General features: G+C 33.0%; 22 protein-coding genes. 14 read left to right on the forward strand and 8 right to left on the reverse strand.

All coding sequences use genetic code 11. From position 1 onward, the window contains the following. Nucleotides 1–76 precede the first annotated feature (76 nt). The 4 genes from ACFSJT_RS16415 to ACFSJT_RS16430 all read left to right on the forward strand — a co-directional run bounded on the left by ACFSJT_RS16415 (nucleotide 77) and on the right by ACFSJT_RS16430 (nucleotide 2,643). Entirely contained in the window at nucleotides 77–712 is a 636-nt protein-coding gene (locus ACFSJT_RS16415) for a hypothetical protein (RefSeq protein WP_378321422.1), read from the forward strand. Nucleotides 713–791: 79 nt separating this feature from the next. Then, nucleotides 792–1,388: a TetR/AcrR family transcriptional regulator gene (locus tag ACFSJT_RS16420; protein ID WP_378321423.1), complete on the forward strand. Its 597-nt coding sequence runs from the start codon at nucleotides 792–794 to the stop codon at nucleotides 1,386–1,388. A 47-nt stretch (nucleotides 1,389–1,435) separates the two neighbouring features. Continuing rightward, nucleotides 1,436–1,921 carry an acyl-CoA thioesterase gene (locus ACFSJT_RS16425; RefSeq protein ID WP_378321424.1) on the forward strand — a complete coding sequence of 162 codons (486 nt, stop codon included), beginning with the start codon at nucleotides 1,436–1,438 and terminating at the stop codon, nucleotides 1,919–1,921. 212 nt (nucleotides 1,922–2,133) lie between these two features. After that, nucleotides 2,134–2,643, forward strand: a complete 510-nt coding sequence (locus ACFSJT_RS16430) for a SixA phosphatase family protein (RefSeq protein ID WP_378321425.1) — start codon at nucleotides 2,134–2,136, stop codon at nucleotides 2,641–2,643. Here the strand turns inward: ACFSJT_RS16430 and ACFSJT_RS16435 are convergent. Beyond that, complete coding sequence (locus ACFSJT_RS16435; RefSeq protein WP_378321426.1) at nucleotides 2,640–3,392, reverse strand: DUF6503 family protein; 753 nt, start codon at nucleotides 3,390–3,392, stop codon at nucleotides 2,640–2,642. The two genes, ACFSJT_RS16430 and ACFSJT_RS16435, sit on opposite strands and share 4 nt — an antisense overlap. A 231-nt stretch (nucleotides 3,393–3,623) precedes the next feature. Between ACFSJT_RS16435 and ACFSJT_RS16440 the strand changes: the two genes are divergently transcribed. Further along, on the forward strand, nucleotides 3,624–3,980 hold the full coding sequence (locus ACFSJT_RS16440; RefSeq protein WP_378321427.1) for a DUF3887 domain-containing protein: 357 nt from the start codon (nucleotides 3,624–3,626) through the stop codon (nucleotides 3,978–3,980). Nucleotides 3,981–4,061: 81 nt separating this feature from the next. Continuing rightward, complete coding sequence (gene smpB, locus ACFSJT_RS16445) at nucleotides 4,062–4,517, forward strand: SsrA-binding protein SmpB (protein ID WP_378321428.1); 456 nt, start codon at nucleotides 4,062–4,064, stop codon at nucleotides 4,515–4,517. A gap of 131 nt (nucleotides 4,518–4,648) precedes the next feature. On the opposite strand, the gene ACFSJT_RS16450 is transcribed toward smpB, so the two are convergent. Beyond that, nucleotides 4,649–5,290, reverse strand: coding sequence for a protein-L-isoaspartate(D-aspartate) O-methyltransferase (locus ACFSJT_RS16450; RefSeq protein ID WP_378321429.1), 642 nt, complete (start codon nucleotides 5,288–5,290; stop codon nucleotides 4,649–4,651). 217 nt (nucleotides 5,291–5,507) lie between these two features. Between ACFSJT_RS16450 and ACFSJT_RS16455 the strand changes: the two genes are divergently transcribed. From ACFSJT_RS16455 to miaA, 8 genes are all read left to right on the forward strand, one after another. After that, nucleotides 5,508–6,479: a Gfo/Idh/MocA family protein gene (locus ACFSJT_RS16455; RefSeq protein ID WP_378321430.1), complete on the forward strand. Its 972-nt coding sequence runs from the start codon at nucleotides 5,508–5,510 to the stop codon at nucleotides 6,477–6,479. Nucleotides 6,480–6,517: 38 nt separating this feature from the next. After that, nucleotides 6,518–7,405: a 3-hydroxybutyryl-CoA dehydrogenase gene (locus ACFSJT_RS16460; protein WP_378321431.1), complete on the forward strand. Its 888-nt coding sequence runs from the start codon at nucleotides 6,518–6,520 to the stop codon at nucleotides 7,403–7,405. A 2-nt stretch (nucleotides 7,406–7,407) separates the two neighbouring features. Further along, the gene (locus tag ACFSJT_RS16465) at nucleotides 7,408–7,647 is read left to right on the forward strand and encodes a four helix bundle protein (RefSeq protein ID WP_378321432.1); all 240 of its coding nucleotides are present in this window, start codon (nucleotides 7,408–7,410) and stop codon (nucleotides 7,645–7,647) included. A gap of 9 nt (nucleotides 7,648–7,656) precedes the next feature. Further along, nucleotides 7,657–8,895 carry a DUF1015 domain-containing protein gene (locus tag ACFSJT_RS16470; protein ID WP_378321433.1) on the forward strand — a complete coding sequence of 413 codons (1,239 nt, stop codon included), beginning with the start codon at nucleotides 7,657–7,659 and terminating at the stop codon, nucleotides 8,893–8,895. A gap of 35 nt (nucleotides 8,896–8,930) precedes the next feature. Then, complete coding sequence (locus ACFSJT_RS16475; protein ID WP_378321434.1) at nucleotides 8,931–9,593, forward strand: YggS family pyridoxal phosphate-dependent enzyme; 663 nt, start codon at nucleotides 8,931–8,933, stop codon at nucleotides 9,591–9,593. 133 nt (nucleotides 9,594–9,726) lie between these two features. Further along, the gene (locus tag ACFSJT_RS16480) at nucleotides 9,727–11,097 is read left to right on the forward strand and encodes an exonuclease domain-containing protein (RefSeq protein WP_378321435.1); all 1,371 of its coding nucleotides are present in this window, start codon (nucleotides 9,727–9,729) and stop codon (nucleotides 11,095–11,097) included. 111 nt (nucleotides 11,098–11,208) lie between these two features. After that, nucleotides 11,209–11,973 (forward strand): ion transporter, encoded by a 765-nt coding sequence (locus tag ACFSJT_RS16485; protein ID WP_378321489.1) that lies wholly within the window; start codon nucleotides 11,209–11,211, stop codon nucleotides 11,971–11,973. Then, on the forward strand, nucleotides 11,966–12,871 hold the full coding sequence (gene miaA, locus ACFSJT_RS16490; protein WP_378321436.1) for a tRNA (adenosine(37)-N6)-dimethylallyltransferase MiaA: 906 nt from the start codon (nucleotides 11,966–11,968) through the stop codon (nucleotides 12,869–12,871). Before ACFSJT_RS16485 ends, miaA begins: the two co-directional genes overlap by 8 nt. Nucleotides 12,872–12,922: 51 nt before the next feature. Here miaA and ACFSJT_RS16495 read toward each other — a convergent pair whose 3' ends face one another. The 6 genes from ACFSJT_RS16495 to ACFSJT_RS16520 all read right to left on the reverse strand — a co-directional run bounded on the left by ACFSJT_RS16495 (nucleotide 12,923) and on the right by ACFSJT_RS16520 (nucleotide 18,806). Further along, a complete protein-coding gene (locus tag ACFSJT_RS16495; RefSeq protein ID WP_378321437.1) occupies nucleotides 12,923–13,636 on the reverse strand; it encodes a response regulator transcription factor in 714 nt (237 codons plus the stop codon). Between the two features lie 3 nt (nucleotides 13,637–13,639). Further along, nucleotides 13,640–15,208, reverse strand: a complete 1,569-nt coding sequence (locus ACFSJT_RS16500) for a sensor histidine kinase (protein ID WP_378321438.1) — start codon at nucleotides 15,206–15,208, stop codon at nucleotides 13,640–13,642. 84 nt (nucleotides 15,209–15,292) lie between these two features. Next, the gene (coaE, locus tag ACFSJT_RS16505) at nucleotides 15,293–15,871 is read right to left on the reverse strand and encodes a dephospho-CoA kinase (protein ID WP_378321439.1); all 579 of its coding nucleotides are present in this window, start codon (nucleotides 15,869–15,871) and stop codon (nucleotides 15,293–15,295) included. Between the two features lie 9 nt (nucleotides 15,872–15,880). Then, nucleotides 15,881–16,840, reverse strand: coding sequence for a CdaR family protein (locus tag ACFSJT_RS16510; protein ID WP_378321440.1), 960 nt, complete (start codon nucleotides 16,838–16,840; stop codon nucleotides 15,881–15,883). 6 nt (nucleotides 16,841–16,846) lie between these two features. After that, nucleotides 16,847–17,851: a glycosyltransferase family 2 protein gene (locus ACFSJT_RS16515; RefSeq protein WP_378321441.1), complete on the reverse strand. Its 1,005-nt coding sequence runs from the start codon at nucleotides 17,849–17,851 to the stop codon at nucleotides 16,847–16,849. Nucleotides 17,852–17,987: 136 nt separating this feature from the next. Further along, the gene (locus ACFSJT_RS16520) at nucleotides 17,988–18,806 is read right to left on the reverse strand and encodes an enoyl-ACP reductase FabI (protein ID WP_378321442.1); all 819 of its coding nucleotides are present in this window, start codon (nucleotides 18,804–18,806) and stop codon (nucleotides 17,988–17,990) included. Nucleotides 18,807–19,120 lie beyond the last annotated feature (314 nt).

The following is a 19,120-nucleotide window of genomic DNA, read 5'->3' on the forward strand; positions in this document are numbered from 1 at the left end:
ATCAACAAATGTGTTCCTATAACGGTTAATAACTAAATCTAGAAAAAAAAGAGCTTTTAGTTACATTGCACTTGCAATGAAACCAACCATCATATTACTTCTTCTTACCTATAGCACCTGTTTGAGTCAAAACAAAATAGGAGCCCTTACAGACATTTCTAATAAGTACAAATTGATAAGAGAATTGTTAGGCTCTAATGCATTAAGACAATACCACACAGATTATTCCTGCCAAGAAACTTTAGAGAAGGGTTCGTTAACATTTTATTTTAATGGTAATGAGCTCAAACATATAGTTCACTCTTATGAAAAAGGTCATGTTAAGTTTAGGGATGAGTTTTATATTTGGGATGATGAGTTATTCTTTCACTATGCGATACATGATATCTGGTACAAAGATTATGAGAAAAACAAATATGGGAAGCGAGAAATAGTTGATGTAACGCTTACTTTAGAAGAACGTTTTTATTTTAAAAATCATAGAATTATAAAGTGTCAGTTTAAAGACTTCGAGAATAGAAGTAATACACCGAAAAGAATCAAAACGAATAATATACGAAATAAAAATATTGGATGTACCCAAGCTTCAAAAGCCCTTGAAAAATATATGATTCTACTCAAATATCAAGAAATGAAAGTAGAAGACGCGTGCAATCTCCCCAGAAGTATTACTAACAGGGATGTACAAGATATTATTGCCGGAGATATTTGAATACATGATTTTTTTTAATAAAAAATATACCGGTCGGTATATTTTTTATTATCTTTGGAAGTATCATTTACCATACAACATGCTTACAAAAGCCAAACAGACAACAGAGTTTATCATTCAGACCGTAGCGCCAATATTTAACAAGAATGGCTATGCCGCTACCAGTTTAAGCGATATAACTAAAGCTACAGGACTTACCAAAGGAGCCATATATGGTAATTTTAAAAATAAAGAAGATCTAGCCATAGCTGCCTTCACCATGACAGAAAAAAATATGTTGAGGCGAATAAGAGATCATCAATCCTTGAGCGATTCTCCTATTGAAAAATTGTTTTTGGTAACAGATTTTTATAGAAATTACTACAACTACACTCAAGAGATAGGTGGTTGTCCAGTAATCAATATGTCTATAGATTCAAAACATCAAAATGAGGTATTATTTAAGCATGCACAATTTGCGATAACTAAAATTCAAAATAATTTGGCCAAGCTACTAGATAATGCTAAAGAATTAGGTGAAATAAAGATGGAAATCGACTCTACTTTATATGCAAAAAGACTTTACAGCATGATAACGGGAGCTATTTTTATGACGCATACCATGAATGATAATAGCTATATATTGGATACAATGGATCTTATCGACTCCTTAATTCATGATGATTTAAAACGATAATTATTTTTTAATCATAAATATACCAATGGGTATAAAATTAAAATACTATGACAACATTACCAAAAGTATTGGAAACTAAAGCAAAAATAAGATTTCAGGATTGCGACCCTTTTAATCATTTAAACAATGCCGCTTATATTAATTATATGATCAACGCAAGAGAAGATCAAATCGATAAATATTATGATCTCGACATATTTGAACTTGCTAAAACCAAAGGAATAAGTTGGGTTGTTGGGTCGAATCAAATCGCTTATCTTAAACCAGCTTTGCTTATGGAAGAAGTACTTATAGATTCTCAACTCATACATTGTACTAAAAATCAATTACATGTAGAGATCAAAATGTGGAACCATAACAAAACTGAACTTAAGGCTGTTATGTGGAGTACATTCGTACATTTTAATCTATTACAACAAAAACGTTGGAATCACGAGACAGAATTAATGGAATTATTTCAAAAAATAGTAAAACCGATTCCAGCAAAAAGCTTTGAAGAAAGAATTTTACACCTAAAACCACAAAAAGTGTAACATTTTAATTTTTTCAAAGTCTAATATAAATAGACAACCACTTAAAACCAGCCATATGAAATCTTCTGGCGGCATAGACTCTTCTAATAAAAAGAGAAGTTACTATATTTATATAGGATTTTTTATCATAGCTATTCTTTCTATGGTCATAGTGATATGGCAAATGGGCATGCTGGAATAACTAAGGCTTACTTCAAACAATTACTTACTTCATGAAATTTCTTTCAATCTTACTTATATTTTTATTTTCCCTGATGGGTTGTTCTCAAAACGAACTTAAAAAAGAAGAAACTACTACGTACTTTTTTATACGACATACCGAAAAAGATCTCAGTAATCCAAAGAATAAAGATCCTGAGCTCACTGAAGAAGGTAAAATACGTGCGCAAAAATGGGCAAAAGTTTTTTCAGAGGTTAAATTAGACATGGTTTTTTCTACTGATTATACCAGAACTCGCAATACAGCAAAACCAATTGCAGAAAGTCAAAATTTGGAAATCGTATTATACGATCCAGGAAATCTAAATGATCTTGATTTTCAAGAAAAATCCAAAGGAAAAACCTGTGTCATTGTGGGGCACAGTAACACAACTCCTGATTTTGTAAACAAAATCATAGGGAACAAAAAATACTCATCTATTGATGAAAAAATTTATGGAAAGTTATTTGTGATTACCATCCAAAATGATGAAATCGCAGATTTGGTGCTCACCATAGATTAACAGCAGTCTCTTTCTACATAGACAAAGATATCTTTGAGTTCTATTTTGGAAAGCAGCTTAAGTTTTTTCTTTTCAAACAACTCATCAAGAGTATCAAGTGGAGTTTTTAGATTATCAGTTTTATAATTATTGTAGTCTATAAAACGAATACCGTTTACTACTCTGGGATTATATGCTTCCCTAAATCGAATTCCTCCTCCATTTACTTCATATTTATATGCCAAATAATCTATTGTAAAATCCTCTTTATGGATCCAGTACATAAATTCATCTTCAAAATCGGTCCCTCCTCCATCTTGATCAAAAGTTACCTTAATCTTATAATATGGTTTTTCCCTTATAATACTCTCCCCTACTAATTCTTTATTAACTGCAGGTGCATTAAGACCATATGGTAAATTAGCAAAATAATGCACAGAATTCACTCCGTCACTAATTCTTGTAATCAAAGAATCTGCAACTTTTACTGGACAGTTTTCAATCGTTCTTTTAAAACCCGAATTGCTTATCATGTCATGAATCAATCCCTTCGGGCTATTTGCAAACCTTTCTAATTCATAAATACCCTCATTTCTTTTACTACGATATCTTTTACCCCTAAATGTAAAATCAATAATAGCATTGTCATACCGAGATCCCCCTGCCTTTTCAATAGTTTTATCCACTATTTCCTGTGCCGAAAACTGAATGGATAACAAAGTAAAAGACGAAAAAAATACTACTAAAAACAATAACAAATACCTTTTCATAAAAACTCTCTTTATCAACTAAATTAAACTTTACAACCTTAATTCCTGTGATTTTTTTGTTAAACCCACAAGGATCATTTATTTAGACGATATTGTATATTTATACTTACCACTAGTAACTTTTTTATATTCCCATAATACATTGTCAAAAATAGCTTTTCTGCTGTTTGTTTTTTAAAGACTTAAAAAATAATTACTTTGCGTATAGTGAAATTCCAAATTTTAAATGTAATGAAATATATATTACTATTCTTAATTTGCTTTACTACGCAATCAATATTGTCTCAAGACGAGATAGCATATAAAACAGCTATCAGGGCTTTTCAAGAGAATTTTAATGTAAAAAACGTTAATGCTGTTTTTAATTTATATACTTCTGAAATGCAGGAAGCAATGACAAAAGAAGGTGTAAAACGTTTTGTAAATGGGTGTTATGAGCAGTTTGGAAAATTAAAAAGCCTAACATTTATTGAAACTACCGAAGGTGTCAACAGCTATATGGCCGAATTTGAGAAAATTAACTTAACAATGGAGTTACAGCTTAACGAGAATGGGAAAATTTCGACCATACAATTTCAAGAACCTTAAAAACATTTATAAATACTTAATTCTAGTACAAAGCTTTCTTTCGAGAAAGCTTTGTATTTTTGTAAGCATTTACAGCCAAACATGAATCAGAATAAGATTAACATATTAAATCGAAAAGCTAAGTTTGAATACGAATTTCTTGACAAATACACTGCGGGAATCAAGCTGGCAGGAACTGAAATAAAAGCAATTCGGGAAGGAAAAGCTTCTATAGCAGAAAGCTTCTGTGAATTTAATAACGGAGAACTTTTTGTCATTAACATGCATATAGAAGAATATTCTCATGCAACCTATTTTAATCACAATCCAAAAAGCGAACGAAAACTACTTCTCAATAAAAAAGAATTAAAAAAATTAGAGAAAGAAGTAAAAAATAGTGGTCTCACTATTATCCCTACGAGATTATTTATAAATGATCGTGGATTAGCCAAACTTGATATCGTACTAGCCCGAGGTAAGAAAATGTATGATAAAAGAGAAACCATCAAGGATAGAGATAATAAAAGAGTACTGGATCGTATCAAGAAGAATTTTTAACAAGTATTCATTAAACAGTTGGACCTGAGTAGTTTTTTTAATAAATTTCAGCCCTAAACATACCATTTTATTCCTGTAAGAGTAATCATCACAAAAACTGAGGACTTGAGACCACTTATTAAATGAACGTCCTAATTTTTATTCTCTAAAAGGGGTACAAATCTAAATTCGCCAAACTCTCTCTTTTCAAATTGTGTCTCACTTTTACGAACAAAAAGCGTCATTATCTGAACATCTTCTCCAACAGGTATTACCAGACGTCCGTTTATTTTTAATTGACTCAACAGAGGTTTTGGTACATAAGGAGCTCCGGCAGTAACTATTATCGAATCGTATGGCGCATGTTCTTTTAGTCCTTTGTATCCATCTCCAAACGATAAATATTTAGGCCTATATCCAAGTTTTGATAAAAACAATTTGGTTTTTTTGAACAGTTCCTTTTGACGTTCGATACTATACACTTTGGCACCTAGCTCGCACAAAACAGCAGTCTGATACCCCGAACCTGTTCCTATTTCAAGTACTTTATCCCCATTTTTGATTTGTAGCAATTCACTTTGAAAAGCTACAGTATAGGGTTGAGAGATCGTTTGGTCTGCAGCGATAGGAAAAGCTTTGTCCTGGTAAGCATGATCTTCAAAACCAGAATCCATAAATAAATGCCTTGGTATTTTCTCTATGGCAGATAAAACTGATTCATCTTTAATTCCTTTACCAACTAGAACATTCGCCAATTGTTTTCTTTTTCCTGCATGTCTAAGGGTATCTTTCACTTCTCCAAGATTATTTAGCAGGCTAAAATTACATAAAGATTTCTAAGAATAATAAACTATTGTTTCTTTAAAATTAAAATTTATTAAAGATTCCATGCTACTGCGGGATACGTTCTGCTAATCATTTTAAAACAAATAAAAATTTAATGTTAGGATTTTCAAAACGGAGTATCACTTAATTTATAAATAATACTATTTTTGTGTAAAATCTTGAATTATGCTCAAAGCCGGAGTACTCGGTGCGGGACACCTTGGTAAAATCCATTTACGTCTTCTAGAACAATCTGAAAATTATAAATTAGTTGGTTTTTATGATGCTAGTAAAACACAAGCCAAAGCCATAGTCGACGAATTCGGTTATCAACTTTTCAATTCAGTCGAAGAATTGATTAATGCAGTAGATGTCGTAGATATTGTAACCCCTACTTTTGCTCATTTTGATGTGGCAAAACAAGCTATAGAAGCAGGTAAACATGTTTTTATTGAGAAACCTATAACCAATACCGTAGCTGAAGCTGAAGAATTAATTGATCTGGCAAAAAAACATAACGTAAAAGGACAGGTGGGACATGTAGAACGTTTTAATCCTGCGTATACCGCAGTTGCAGACAAAATAGACAACCCAATGTTTATTGAAGCACATAGACTTGCAGAGTTTAATCCAAGAGGAACAGATGTACCAGTTGTATTAGATCTTATGATACACGATATCGATGCGATCTTAAGTGTTGTACATTCTAAAGTAAAGCATATTAGTGCAAGTGGCGTTTCGGTGATAAGTGAAACCCCCGATATTGCCAATGCTAGAATAGAATTTGAAAACGGTTGTGTAGCAAATCTTACGGCAAGTAGAATTTCTTTAAAGAACATGAGAAAATCACGATTTTTTCAGCGAGACGCATATATCTCTATAGATTTCTTTGAGAAAAAATGCGAAGTCGTAAAAATGAAAGACGCTCCCGAAAATCCTGATGATTTTGCTATGATATTGCAAAATGCTGAAGGTGTTAAAAAACAGATTTATTTTGACAATCCAAATGTACCTTCTAATAATGCCATCTTGGATGAATTAGATACATTTGCAGAAGCGATCAAAAATGACACTACACCTATTGTTTCTCTGGAACAAGGGAAAAAAGCATTAGAAGTGGCCTTGCAAATCATAGATTGCTTTAACACTAGCCGTTGATTTGAATACATACACATAAATAGACAATACATTAAAAAATGAAAAACATTGCAGTTATAGGCGCAGGAACAATGGGAAATGGTATCGCGCATACTTTTGCCCAAAACGGTTTTAAAGTTCAACTAATTGACATCTCTCAGGAATCAATAGAAAAAGGATTGGCAACTATTACCAAGAATCTGGATAGAATGATTACTAAAGAAAAAATCACAGAAGCTGACAAGGAAAGTACGCTGGGTAATATCTCTACATTTACCAGTATTAGAGAAGGTGTTGAATATGCCGGCCTTGTTGTAGAAGCTGCTACCGAAAATGTAACTTTAAAGCTCAAAATCTTTGAAGAATTAAGCGATGCCTGTCCAGAAGATACTATTTTGGCTACAAACACTTCTTCTATATCTATCACACAAATTGCTGCAGTAACCAACAGACCGGAAATGGTGATCGGGATGCATTTTATGAATCCGGTACCGATCATGAAACTGGTAGAGATCATACGAGGGTATAACACTTCGGATGAAGTGACTCATACAATCATGGAAATGTCTAAAACACTAGGTAAAGTACCAGTTGAAGTTAATGATTATCCAGGATTTGTTGCCAATAGAATTTTAATGCCAATGATTAACGAATCTATTGAGACTTTGTATAATGGTGTTGCAGGAGTAACTGAAATTGACACTGTTATGAAACTAGGTATGGCGCATCCCATGGGGCCATTGCAACTAGCTGATTTTATTGGTCTTGATGTTTGTCTTTCTATCTTAAATGTGATGTATGAAGGTTTTAAAAATCCAAAATATGCTCCTTGTCCCCTATTAGTAAATATGGTAATGGCCGGTAAATTAGGGGTTAAAAGTGGTGAAGGTTTCTATAATTATGATGAAAGTAAGAAAGCTGAAAAAGTAGCAAAGCAGTTTATTTAATAGTGGCACTCAGTATACCAAAAGGCGCTGGTGCTCCTGATGCTCAATTCAATAGACATCTACAAATTGCTTTAGATTGTACTAGAGAATGTGTTATTTGTTTTTCTGTTGCCTTAAGAGGAAAGTTTATTTCCGAAGAAAAAGATAAAATCGTCAAAATACAACTGACTGCGCTTTTAAAAATGATCACCAGGCTTCAAAAGCGAATAAAAAGTAGGATAAAGTCAAATATCAAAACCTAAAACCTATAAATGGCAAAAATCCATCCGTTTAAAGCGGTTCGTCCAACAAGGGACAAAGTAAGTCTGGTAGCCTCCAGATCTTACCAGAGCTATACGCCTAATGAACGTGATTCTCGTATGGATTACAATCCATACTCTTTCTTGCATATTGTTAATCCTGGATACAAATATCAAAAAGAAATATCGGGCGAAGAACGCTATAAACTAGTTCGCAATAGGTACCTTGAGTTTAAAGAAGATGAAATTTTTATTCAAGATGACACCCCTTGTTATTATGTCTATAAAATAGTAAACCGAGAGCAAGAATCTTTTTCAGGAATCATAGCAGCAGCAAGTGCAGAGGATTATGAAAATAATGTGATTAAAATACATGAGGACACCCTCCAGGATCGCGAAGTTACCTTCAAAGAATATTTAAAAACTGTAGGTTTTAATGCTGAACCAGTATTACTAACCTATCCAGACAACGAGGTTATTGCCCAAATTATTGCCAAGGTTATTAAAGTTAGAGCAGAATATGAATTCACCACCACATATCGTGATACTCACTATCTTTGGAAAATAAGTGATCCAAAATCTATTAGTGAGATAAAGAATGCTTTTTCTTCAATGAAAACCATTTATATTGCAGATGGACATCACCGTTCTGCATCTTCTTACCTTTTGGCAAAGGACCTCAAAGAAGATAATCCTAATCATCAAGGAAACGAGACTTATAATTTTTTTATGAGCTACCTTATTCCTGAATCAGATTTAAGGATTTACGAATTTAATCGATTGATTAAAGACCTTAACGGGTTATCCAAAGAAGAATTCCTAATACAATTAGATGAGTGGTTTCGTATCGAAAATAGGGGAATTGAAGTTTATAAACCTTCAAACCCTCATCATTTTAGCATGTATCTAGAAGGAGAATTTTATTCTTTATACCTTAGAAAAACAAGGTATGAGTTTGCTGATGCTCTAGAAGAATTAGATGCTCAAATTCTGTATAAAACAGTATTAGAACCAATTTTAGGAATTCAAAATCTACGAACAGATACTAGAATCGAATATTCACATGGTAAAAATGATATTATTTCTGTAAAAAGTAAGATCGACAGCGATGAATTTAAGGTTGGTTTTGGTTTATTCCCAGCTACTGTAGATCAAATGAAAAGAATTGCTGATCAAGGATTAAGAATGCCTCCAAAAAGTACGTATATAGAACCCAAACTACGAAGCGGAATTACAATCTATGAGTTTTGATCTTAAGAATGATTTTTTAAATATCTTTGCATCTTATGAATGATATTGAAAAAAACCTTCAAAATATTAAAAATTCAATTCCAGAAGATGTCACTCTAGTAGCTGTGTCCAAAACCAAACCTATTTCTATTTTAATGCAAGCCTATAATTCGGGTCAGCGTGAGTTTGGTGAAAACAAAATACAAGAGATGGTCGAAAAGTGGGAAGAGATGCCCAAAGATATTAGTTGGCATATGATTGGTCATGTTCAAACGAATAAAGTGAAGTACATGGCACCGTTTGTAGATCTCATTCATGCCGTAGATAGTATTAAATTATTAAAGGAGATTAATAAACAGGCTAAGAAGCATAACAGGATTATCAATTGTTTGCTACAGATCAAAATTGCCGAAGAAGAAAGTAAATTTGGATTAAGCAAAGAAGATGCGATTACTATTCTTGAGTCTGACGAATTAAAGAATCTGGCTAACGTTCGTATTCAAGGCCTTATGGGAATGGCTACTTTTACGAATGATCAACACCAAGTCAAAAGTGAATTTGAAACGATTAGCACCTTCTTTAAAGCATTAAAACCTAAATATCCTAACTTAACGACGCTATCTATTGGGATGAGTGGTGATTATAAAATTGCTATTGATGCCGGAAGCACGATGGTTAGAATTGGAAGTTCTATATTTGGCGCCAGAAACTACAACTAGTATATAAAAGAATTATCTAATAAGGATAACTATTTAACAACTATATTTGAAATTAATGGCAAGGAATGTTAGATAACGATAAAATTATTAAAACATATACTGTCTACTATAGACCACCCACTACAAGCAAATTATGTATGCAATATTAGATATAGAAACCACCGGCGGAAAGTATAATGAAGAAGGGATTACAGAAATTGCTATTTATAAGTTTGATGGTCACGAAGTTGTAGATCAATTTATAAGTTTAATAAATCCTGAACGGCCCATACAACCATTTGTTGCCAATCTCACGGGAATCAATAATGAAATGCTTCGTAACGCTCCAAAGTTTTATGAAGTTGCCAAAAGAATTGTAGAGATAACGACGGGATGTGTAGTGGTTGCCCATAATGCAAATTTCGATTACAGAATTTTACAAACTGAATTCTCGAGATTAGGATTTGATTATGAAAGACAATCTTTATGTACAGTAGAACTTTCAAAAAGTCTAATCCCGGATCAACCATCCTATAGTTTGGGAAAACTAGTTCGTAGTCTGGGTATTCCGCTTTCTGATCGACATCGAGCAAATGGCGATGCACTTGCGACAGTAAAATTATTTAAATTTCTACTAACTAGAGATTTAGATAAAAACATCATTATAGAGACCGTTCGAGCTGATCCAAAACGTCAAATTGATGATAAATTATTAAGGCTGGTTGAAGAGGCTCCAACCACCACAGGGGTTTACTATATGCATCAGGAAGATGGAAAAATTATCTATATTGGTAAGAGTAAAAATATCAAAAAACGTCTTAACCAGCATTTTACTAGTGACAACAGAAAATCCAGACGAATTCAAACAGAAGTTACTCGTATTACTTATGAGATTACAGGTAGTGAACTTTTGGCTTTATTAAAAGAAAGTGAAGAGATAAAGCGTAACAGACCAAAATACAATCGCGCTTTAAAGAGATCTAAATTTGACCAAGCTTTGTACCAATTTATTGACGATGATGGATTTATTAACCTAAAAGTTTCCAAAGCAGACATCCGAAAAAGAAGTATAACGACGTTCTCGAATAGACAACAAGCTAAGTCTTATATGCATCGATGGACAGAAGAGTACAGCCTATGTCAGAAATTAATGGGGCTGGACACCAGTGCAGGAAATTGTTTTAACTATACGATAAAACAATGTTTTGGTGCTTGTATTTCGACAGAATCTCCTGGAGAATACAATACTAGAGTACAAAAACTAATCAATAATAACTCATTTGATGGTCAGGATATAATTATTATAGACCGGGGTCGAGATGTAGATGAGCAAAGTGTTATTTTGGTCGAAGAAGGAAAATTTAAAGGTATTGGATACTTCAATCTAAATCATCAAATAAACAATATTGATATTTTGAGATCTATTATTACTCCAATGCGGCATAATAGAGACGCGCAGCATATTATCCAGAGTTATATACGCCAGCACAAAAAGTTAAAGATAATCCCTATTACTAAAGTTTAATTTCTGAGTTTTAGTACTTTTAACTAAAATCAAAAACGTTTGGAGGAAAATTCATATCATAAAACCTGGAAAGATCAACTACATGATATCATCTATGAGGCTGATACCCCCATGGGAAAAATCTTTGATATAACACTTTTGATTCTTATTTTACTAAGTATAATCTTTGTAATGCTTGAGAGTGTGAAAGGATTGCCAATTGATACTTATAGGTTTTTATATTATGGAGAATGGGTAATTACCATATTTTTTACATTTGAGTATGTCGCCCGTATTATTTCAATCAAAAAACCCTCAAGATATATATTTAGCTTTTATGGCCTCATAGATCTTCTATCAACACTACCACTTTATTTATCTTTCTTTATTACGGGAACAAGCGCATTGTTGGCAGTAAGGGCACTCAGACTACTTCGTGTTTTCAGAATACTAAAGATTTCAAGATATATTGGTGAATCAAATCGATTGGCAAGAGCAATAAAAGATAGCGGTGCAAAAATACTGGTATTCTTGTTTGCTGTATTGGTGCTATGCATCATCATGGGTACTGTAATGTATTTGATTGAAGGAGAAGAAAGTGGATTCAAAAGTATCCCGATTAGCGTATATTGGTGTATTGTCACAATGACTACGGTTGGATATGGAGATATTGCACCTGCCACCCCATTGGGTCAATTGATTGCAGCTATGATTATGATTGTAGGTTATGGTATTATTGCCGTACCTACTGGTATTGTATCTGCAGAGTATGCTGCTGACCGTAAATCTAAAAAGGTCAATCTTAATACTCAGGTATGCGCCAATTGCAATTGTTCTGATCATAGGGATGGTGCTAAATTCTGTTATAAATGTGGAGAAGATTTACACAATGAATAATACTCTCATAGTAATCGTTGGTCCAACGGCTATTGGCAAAACAAGCCTGAGTTTAACATTGGCAAAACACTTCAATTGCGAAATTGTATCGGCAGACAGCAAACAGTTTTATAAAGAAATGAGCATAGGCACCGCTGTCCCATCTTTGGACGAACTGAAGCAAGTTCGACATCATTTCATTCAACACAAAAGCATTAAAGAGCTATATACTGTTGGGGATTTTGAAAAGGACGCATTAGAGAGACTCAATACCCTATTTGCAAACAATACCTATACAATTCTAGTCGGAGGTTCTGGTTTGTACGTCGATGCTGTAACTAAGGGATTAGATAGTTTTCCAGAAGTAGATACAGAGATAAGAGAAAAACTTAAATCTACCTATAAAAATTCTGGGATTGAAAGCTTGCAAAACAAATTGAAAGTACTGGATCCAAATTATTATAATAAGGTCGATTTACAAAATACACACCGAGTTATGCGTGCTTTAGAAGTATGTATTAGCAGTGGTAAACCTTATTCATCTTTTCTTACCACTCCTAAAAAAAATAGACCTTTCAATATCATAAAAATCGGAATTACTGCGGATAGACAAGTAATCTACGACCGAATAAACGAACGAGTCGACATCATGATAGAGAAAGGATTAGTAAATGAAGTCAAAAACTTATATGATAACAGATCATTGAATGCTCTAAACACTGTAGGATACAAGGAGATTTTCAATTATCTTGATGGCACCTGGGATTTGAATTTTGCCATTTCTGAAATCAAAAAAAACACAAGGCGTTTTGCAAAGAGACAACTCACCTGGTTTAGGAAAGATCCAGATATTAAGTGGTTTGATTACAAGGAAGAAGCATTATCTATTGTAAACTACATCAATAAAAAAACACAATGAAAAATTTTTCATTGTGTTTTTTTATTCGTTAGTTATTACCGTTACTTTTTCTTAAGACTCTTCATTACGTACTACTAGTCTAAATCCTTCCCCATGAATATTAAGTATTTCCACATTTTCATCTTTCTTTAAATACTTTCTTAATTTGGCGATATAAACATCCATACTTCGAGAGGTAAAATAGTTATCATCTCTCCAGATTTTTGTTAATGCCAACTCTCGTGGCATAAGATCATTAAGGTGTAATGCTAATAAGCGCAATAGTTCATTCTCTTTTGGAGAAAGCTTAATAGGATCTTCTTCTCTAAACGTCAGAAATCGAAGTTTAGAATTAAGATGAAAACCTCCAATTTTAAATTCAAATTGTTTACTATCTGCAACCGATTCGGTATTCTTGCGTTGCATAATAGCTTGTATTTTCATTAATAGCACCTCGCTATCGAATGGTTTATTGAGATAGTCATCTGCACCAACTTTATACCCTTTTAATACATCCTCTTTCATCGCCTTAGCGGTTAAAAAAATGATTGGTATTTCCTCATTTTTATCTCTTATCTCTTTTGCCAGTGTAAATCCATCCTTGTAAGGCATCATTACATCGAGAATGCACATATCATAATCATCCTTTTTGAACTTTTCGAAGCCTTCCATACCATTTTTGGCATGCACAACATCATAATCATTCATGACCAGATAATCCTTTAATACTGTTCCAAAGTTTGGATCATCCTCTACAAGCAAAATCTTTTTGTTTTCTGTTTCCATATTTTATGATATTAACGGTAATTTAATTATAAATGTGGAGCCTTTTCCCCTTTCACTCTCCACCCATATCTGACCATGATGATCATCTATGATTCTTTTTACATATGTTAATCCTAAACCATGTCCCTTTACATTGTGCAAATCTCCTGTATGTTCTCTAAAGAACTTTTCAAAGATCTTTTTTTGTGCAACTTTACTCATTCCTATTCCCTGGTCACGAATTTTAAGGATAATACTATTCTTTACATTTTCAGTGTATATGTCAATTTTTGGCTCATTTTCAGAATATTTAATCGCATTATCCAAAATATTAACTACAACATTGGTCATATGGCTATCATTGGCCAATACAGTAGTTTTAAGAGCGCCTAAATGCGTTTTCACATATCCGTCTCTACTTTCTATAATTAAGGAAACGTGAGTCACAGCATCTTCTATAATATCATGAAGCTCTTGTTTCTCCTTTTTAATGTTAAGTTCGTTCTTCTCAAGCTGGGATATTCTCAACACATTTTCGACCTGAGCATGCATCCTTTTATTTTCCTCTCTTATCATTTTCATATATCGCTGAACTTTTTCAGGATCACCTCCTATTTTTGGATTTTTTATTGAATCTAGTGCCAGGTTGATCGTGGCAATAGGAGTCTTTAACTCATGGGTCATGTTATTAATAAAATCGGTTTTAATTTGTGATATCTGTCTTTGTTGCAAGAGTTGCGACAAGGCACTGGAGTAGGCAATTACAATAATCAAAGTAAAAATTATTGATAATATGGCCATTCCTTTAATAGTAGAAAGCACATATTGCTTTTTTCCAGTAAAATTGACATACAGTTGATACTCGCTTACTCCTTCATCATCGACAAAAAGTGGAATCGCGTATGTCGTTGGATAATCCAAACTAAAATCGTCAGAACGTACTTTTGTTGCTAATGCATTACTGTATATAGCATACTCAAAATCTACTTTTATATCTCGTTCTTCGAGTTCTTTTCTAAGCAAATATTCTATTTCCTTTTTTTGAACCCTTCTATGTATTGGTATAAAACTGGCTATTTCTCCTATAACAATCTCGTAGTCCTTTCTTTGGAGATCTGTCAATCCTCTTATTCTCTCCAACTTAGACTTAGAACTTTGTTTGGCAATATCAGCCTGAGTTTCTTGTGTCGCAACGTCTACATTACGATTAAGAATATTCCTCAATTTTACCGTATCGATATTAAAGTTTACAAAAGATGAGAATAATTTATAATCCTCATCCAAAATACCATTAGCGTAAGCAAAAGATTTTGTTGTATTATCAATACTTATATCTAATAGCTGACGTATTGTTTTATTATCCGGATCTTCTCCTATGCTATCAAGTATTCCTTGTAATGGAAAAAACATCTCTTCAAATTCTCGATATTGAATCCCGTTGGAAACAGATATCAATATTTGTTTAGCATTAAAAGAAAACTGCTCTTTATTATTCTCAACCGTGTTGTTAATCCAATATCCCTGAACGAAAATAATCCCGATTAATGATAAACTCATGAGGATTATCAGCAATACGAATAACCTTTTATTCATAAATCAAAAGTAAGACTTTAACATTTAGCTACTTTACGGTTTAACCAAATGTTAACAAAATGAAAGATTAAGATTACAAAGGTATTAGGAAGATATTTGAGCATGAATTTTACCTACTTGATTTTCAGCTTCTTTAAGGTCTATGTTGTGTATAATAAAATCGGCTAACGGAATTTTTTTAGAATCGTCCCATTGATTATTTGCTCTAGAAAGCACTTGTTTCCGTGTTATTTCATCTCTTTTTAAGACTCTTTGAATTCTTGTCTCCAATGGTGCTAATACAAGAATAGTGTGATCACATTGTTTATATCCGCCATTTTCAAATAGGATTGCTGCTTCTTTTATTACATAATCACCTACCTGCTTGTTCTTCCAGAGATCAAAATGTTTTGCTACTGCAGGGTGAACGATCGCATTCAAACCCTCTAATTTCTTTTTATCACTAAAGACAATTTCCGCGACATACATCCTATTGAGTTCTCCATTTACATAAGAATTATCTCCTAGTAATTCAATAATTTGTTCTCTTACTAACGGATCAGTATTCATTAACTTTTTAGCTTCTTCATCTGCTATATATACGGCAACCCCAAGATGGCTAAACATATTTGCAATGGTAGATTTTCCACTACCTATTCCCCCAGTAAGCCCTACAACCTTCATATCTGATCTCTATTTTACAACCACAAATTGGATTTGTTTCTCCTGCAAACGAACATCATGAATAAACGCTGGTTTATTAAGAAGTTCAAGTGTAAGAAAAGAACTTTCCTCAGAAGCTTTAGCATAATCTGCTACTACCATAAAATCTCTCTCACTAATCTCATTATATTTATCCAATCCCACTCTATAGACTACTGTACTCTCTTTGGGAAAAATTTTAATTTCTATTCCTTCCGGAACATTATTTAGTGTAATAGGAATTTTTTGATTTCCTTCTGTAAATTTACTCACCAAAATATTAGCTTCAATCATTTCAGGAGCCACTTTGATATTTGATGGCAAGTCTGTCTTGTCTATGTTCAATTGAGAAACAAAATCCTGGTTAATACCTTCTAGATTTAATAGTTCTGTATACACCTTTTGAAGGGTGTCTATAATTTTTGAAGGTCCACTTACCATTATAGAATCTGGAGTGATCACTAGTCCTTTATCACTACCGTATCCAACTGCATACCTAATATCCTCTTTCGCAATCACGGGAACTTTTTTCTCTAAGTTAATATCCAGTTTTAATCTCAGGCTATCTTTTTGTAATGCCAGAATACGTCCTTTAAAATCGAGTTTGTTTTTTAGGATGGCAGACTCTTTATCTACATGAAAATAGTATTGATCCTCTTTGTTTGAAGCTGCATCCTCTACATTAAATTCTAAGACAGGTTTCTTCCAGTTATGACTCATTAACCTGAAACCATTTCCGTTGAGCGTCATTCTTAGCGTTTGATCACTTTCTTCATTAAAAATTCTATCTTGAGGAAGGTTTGTATATCTAATCCCCACTTCTACTTCTTGTGTGTAATTTTTTGAAAACTGAATTAATATCCATAAAAAAGAAGTGAATAACAGAAAAAACAAAAAGGTTTTTACATTGCTTTTTTTGAATGAGAAATTCTTTTTTGTTCTACCAGACATATATTCTTACTTTTTGAAAAACAATTTCGGAAATTGTTTTTCCGGGACTTTTTTGAGTAGATGAATATAATAATAAGATTTAAAGAATCCTTTTCCATAACCATAAAATTGTATCAAAACTGCCAAAACAGATTGTATTCCTATGGAAATGTTTTTGAAAGCAGTCGATGCTCCCATAAATATTAAAACAAAATACAGCCCTAAGATGGCCATAAAATACCAGAACCCAAAAACCAAAGTTACTAGTGAAAATGATATATATATGAGAAACAATACAGGAAACCAATAGGTTATTTTGGCCGTTTCTGGATGCCATTTGTTTAAAATCGGACGTACCAATCCAAATTTATTAACCTGTATATAGAATTTTTTCCATGAAATCCTTCTCTTATGAAATACTTTGGCATCAGGAATTAGAGCAGTCTCATATCCTAATTTCCACAACCGGATAGTAAGATCAGGATCTTCCCCTGGATGAATATCTCCAAAACCTTCAGAAGCATAAAAAGCTTCTTTAGATAATCCCATATTAAAACTTCTGGGTTGAAACTTACCCATCATACTTTTACGACCTCGAATCCCTCCTGTAGTAAGATACGATGTCATACTATAACTTATTGCCTTTTGAAGATTAGAAAAACTTTCATGTGCATCATCGGGGCCACCATAACAGTGTACAAAGTTTTTATTTAAAAAAACCTCAACCTTTGACAAGTAATTTTGAGGTAAAATCACATCGCTATCGAGGATAATAAAATAATTACCTCTTGCTTTTTTCATACCATAATTGCGAGAATCTCCAGGGCCTGTATTTGGTTTTTGATAATAACTAATAGACAATTGCTCTTTAAAAGCTTCAATCATATGCTCTGAAGTCTCTGATGATCCATCTTCTATAATCACAATTTCATACTCTTTTTTGTAGTCCATCTCTAACATACTATGTAATAGCTCCTTAATTTCTATTGGTCTATTATATACGGGTACAATAAAAGAAAAGTTTAATTTCATCTATTTTTTTATTTTATTATCAGATGATTCAGATAACTATAGAAACACTAATAGCTCTTTCATTTTGCAAAGATAACCAAAGAAAAATCCCATTTAATTCAAATGGGATTTTCTAAGACATTATAGTTATAAATTACTATTCTTCACCCATAAACTTATCCATAACCATTTGGCTTACTCCCATATTAGAGAAACCACCATCATGATAAAGATTTTGTAATGTTACTTTTTTGGTAAGATCAGAAAATAACGTAACTGTATAATCTGCACATTCTGCCGCAGTAGCATTACCAAGCGGAGACATTTTATCGGCATATTCTATAAATCCATCAAAACCTTTTACACCCTTTCCTGCTGTAGTAGGTGTTGGAGATTGAGAAATCGTATTAACTCGTACTTTTTTATCTCTACCAAAAAAGTATCCAAAACTACGGCCGATAGACTCCAAATACGCTTTATTATCCGCCATATCGTTATAATCAGGAAATACTCTTTGTGCGGCCATATAAGTTAGCGCGACGATACTCCCCCATTCATTCATTGCATCCTTTTTGTATAATGTTTGCATGGTTTTATGAAAAGAAAGCGCAGATACATCCCAGCCTTTTTCACTAAAGCTATAATTAAGATCTGTATAATGTCGACCCTTCCTAACATTAACGGACATCCCTATAGAATGTAAAACAAAATCAATTTTACCTCCCAAAATCTCCATCGATTTTTCAACAAGGTTCTCTAGGTCCTCTAGTGAAGTAGCATCTGCTGGTATCACCTGAGAATTTGTTTTTTCTGCCAAAGCATTAATAGCCCCCATACGCATAGCTACAGGCGCATTGGTAAGTACAAAACTCCCTCCTTCTTCAAATACACGCTCGGCAGTTTTCCAGGCGATTGAACTTTCATCAAGTGCGCCAAAAATGATCCCTCTTTTACCTTTTAATAAATTGTGTGACATTTAGTTGTAAATTAAAGTATAGTTATACAAGGCGTAAAGATAACAAAACGACCTAAACCAAGACTAATCAAAATAGAATTTAGTCTAGCTTTATAGGAGTTTCAATTTCAATTAAGACCGTATATATAGCTATTATACTTATCGCAGCATGAGGTTGTTTCATGATATTTTTGACAAAAGAGAAAAGCTGAGCAAGTTTACTAATTTCAAAAAAGGGGAAATTACCCCTATCAAATAGGGTCAAAAATTGAGCATTTGAGTCAAAATTTAAACAATTATTAATTGATTATCTCATCAATATAACATACTTTTGA

It is taken from the genome of Aquimarina celericrescens (assembly GCF_042682765.1).
Lineage (GTDB): Bacteria > Bacteroidota > Bacteroidia > Flavobacteriales > Flavobacteriaceae > Aquimarina > Aquimarina celericrescens.

Bases quoted from the DNA above. Each gene is read 5' to 3' on its own strand.
- ACFSJT_RS16500 (WP_378321438.1), bottom strand. From the start codon at position 15,208: ATGAATAAAAGGTTATTCGTATTGCTGATAATCCTCATGAGTTTATCA.
- ACFSJT_RS16470 (WP_378321433.1), top strand. From the start codon at position 7,657: ATGGCAAAAATCCATCCGTTTAAAGCGGTTCGTCCAACAAGGGACAAA.
- ACFSJT_RS16480 (WP_378321435.1), top strand. From the start codon at position 9,727: ATGTATGCAATATTAGATATAGAAACCACCGGCGGAAAGTATAATGAA.
- ACFSJT_RS16435 (WP_378321426.1), bottom strand. From the start codon at position 3,392: ATGAAAAGGTATTTGTTATTGTTTTTAGTAGTATTTTTTTCGTCTTTT.
- ACFSJT_RS16485 (WP_378321489.1), top strand. From the start codon at position 11,209: ATGGGAAAAATCTTTGATATAACACTTTTGATTCTTATTTTACTAAGT.
- smpB (WP_378321428.1), top strand. From the start codon at position 4,062: ATGAATCAGAATAAGATTAACATATTAAATCGAAAAGCTAAGTTTGAA.
- ACFSJT_RS16430 (WP_378321425.1), top strand. From the start codon at position 2,134: ATGAAATTTCTTTCAATCTTACTTATATTTTTATTTTCCCTGATGGGT.
- ACFSJT_RS16425 (WP_378321424.1), top strand. From the start codon at position 1,436: ATGACAACATTACCAAAAGTATTGGAAACTAAAGCAAAAATAAGATTT.
- ACFSJT_RS16440 (WP_378321427.1), top strand. From the start codon at position 3,624: ATGAAATATATATTACTATTCTTAATTTGCTTTACTACGCAATCAATA.
- ACFSJT_RS16510 (WP_378321440.1), bottom strand. From the start codon at position 16,840: ATGTCTGGTAGAACAAAAAAGAATTTCTCATTCAAAAAAAGCAATGTA.
- ACFSJT_RS16520 (WP_378321442.1), bottom strand. From the start codon at position 18,806: ATGTCACACAATTTATTAAAAGGTAAAAGAGGGATCATTTTTGGCGCA.
- ACFSJT_RS16515 (WP_378321441.1), bottom strand. From the start codon at position 17,851: ATGAAATTAAACTTTTCTTTTATTGTACCCGTATATAATAGACCAATA.
- coaE (WP_378321439.1), bottom strand. From the start codon at position 15,871: ATGAAGGTTGTAGGGCTTACTGGGGGAATAGGTAGTGGAAAATCTACC.
- miaA (WP_378321436.1), top strand. From the start codon at position 11,966: ATGAATAATACTCTCATAGTAATCGTTGGTCCAACGGCTATTGGCAAA.
- ACFSJT_RS16415 (WP_378321422.1), top strand. From the start codon at position 77: ATGAAACCAACCATCATATTACTTCTTCTTACCTATAGCACCTGTTTG.
- ACFSJT_RS16460 (WP_378321431.1), top strand. From the start codon at position 6,518: ATGAAAAACATTGCAGTTATAGGCGCAGGAACAATGGGAAATGGTATC.
- ACFSJT_RS16420 (WP_378321423.1), top strand. From the start codon at position 792: ATGCTTACAAAAGCCAAACAGACAACAGAGTTTATCATTCAGACCGTA.
- ACFSJT_RS16455 (WP_378321430.1), top strand. From the start codon at position 5,508: ATGCTCAAAGCCGGAGTACTCGGTGCGGGACACCTTGGTAAAATCCAT.
- ACFSJT_RS16475 (WP_378321434.1), top strand. From the start codon at position 8,931: ATGAATGATATTGAAAAAAACCTTCAAAATATTAAAAATTCAATTCCA.
- ACFSJT_RS16495 (WP_378321437.1), bottom strand. From the start codon at position 13,636: ATGGAAACAGAAAACAAAAAGATTTTGCTTGTAGAGGATGATCCAAAC.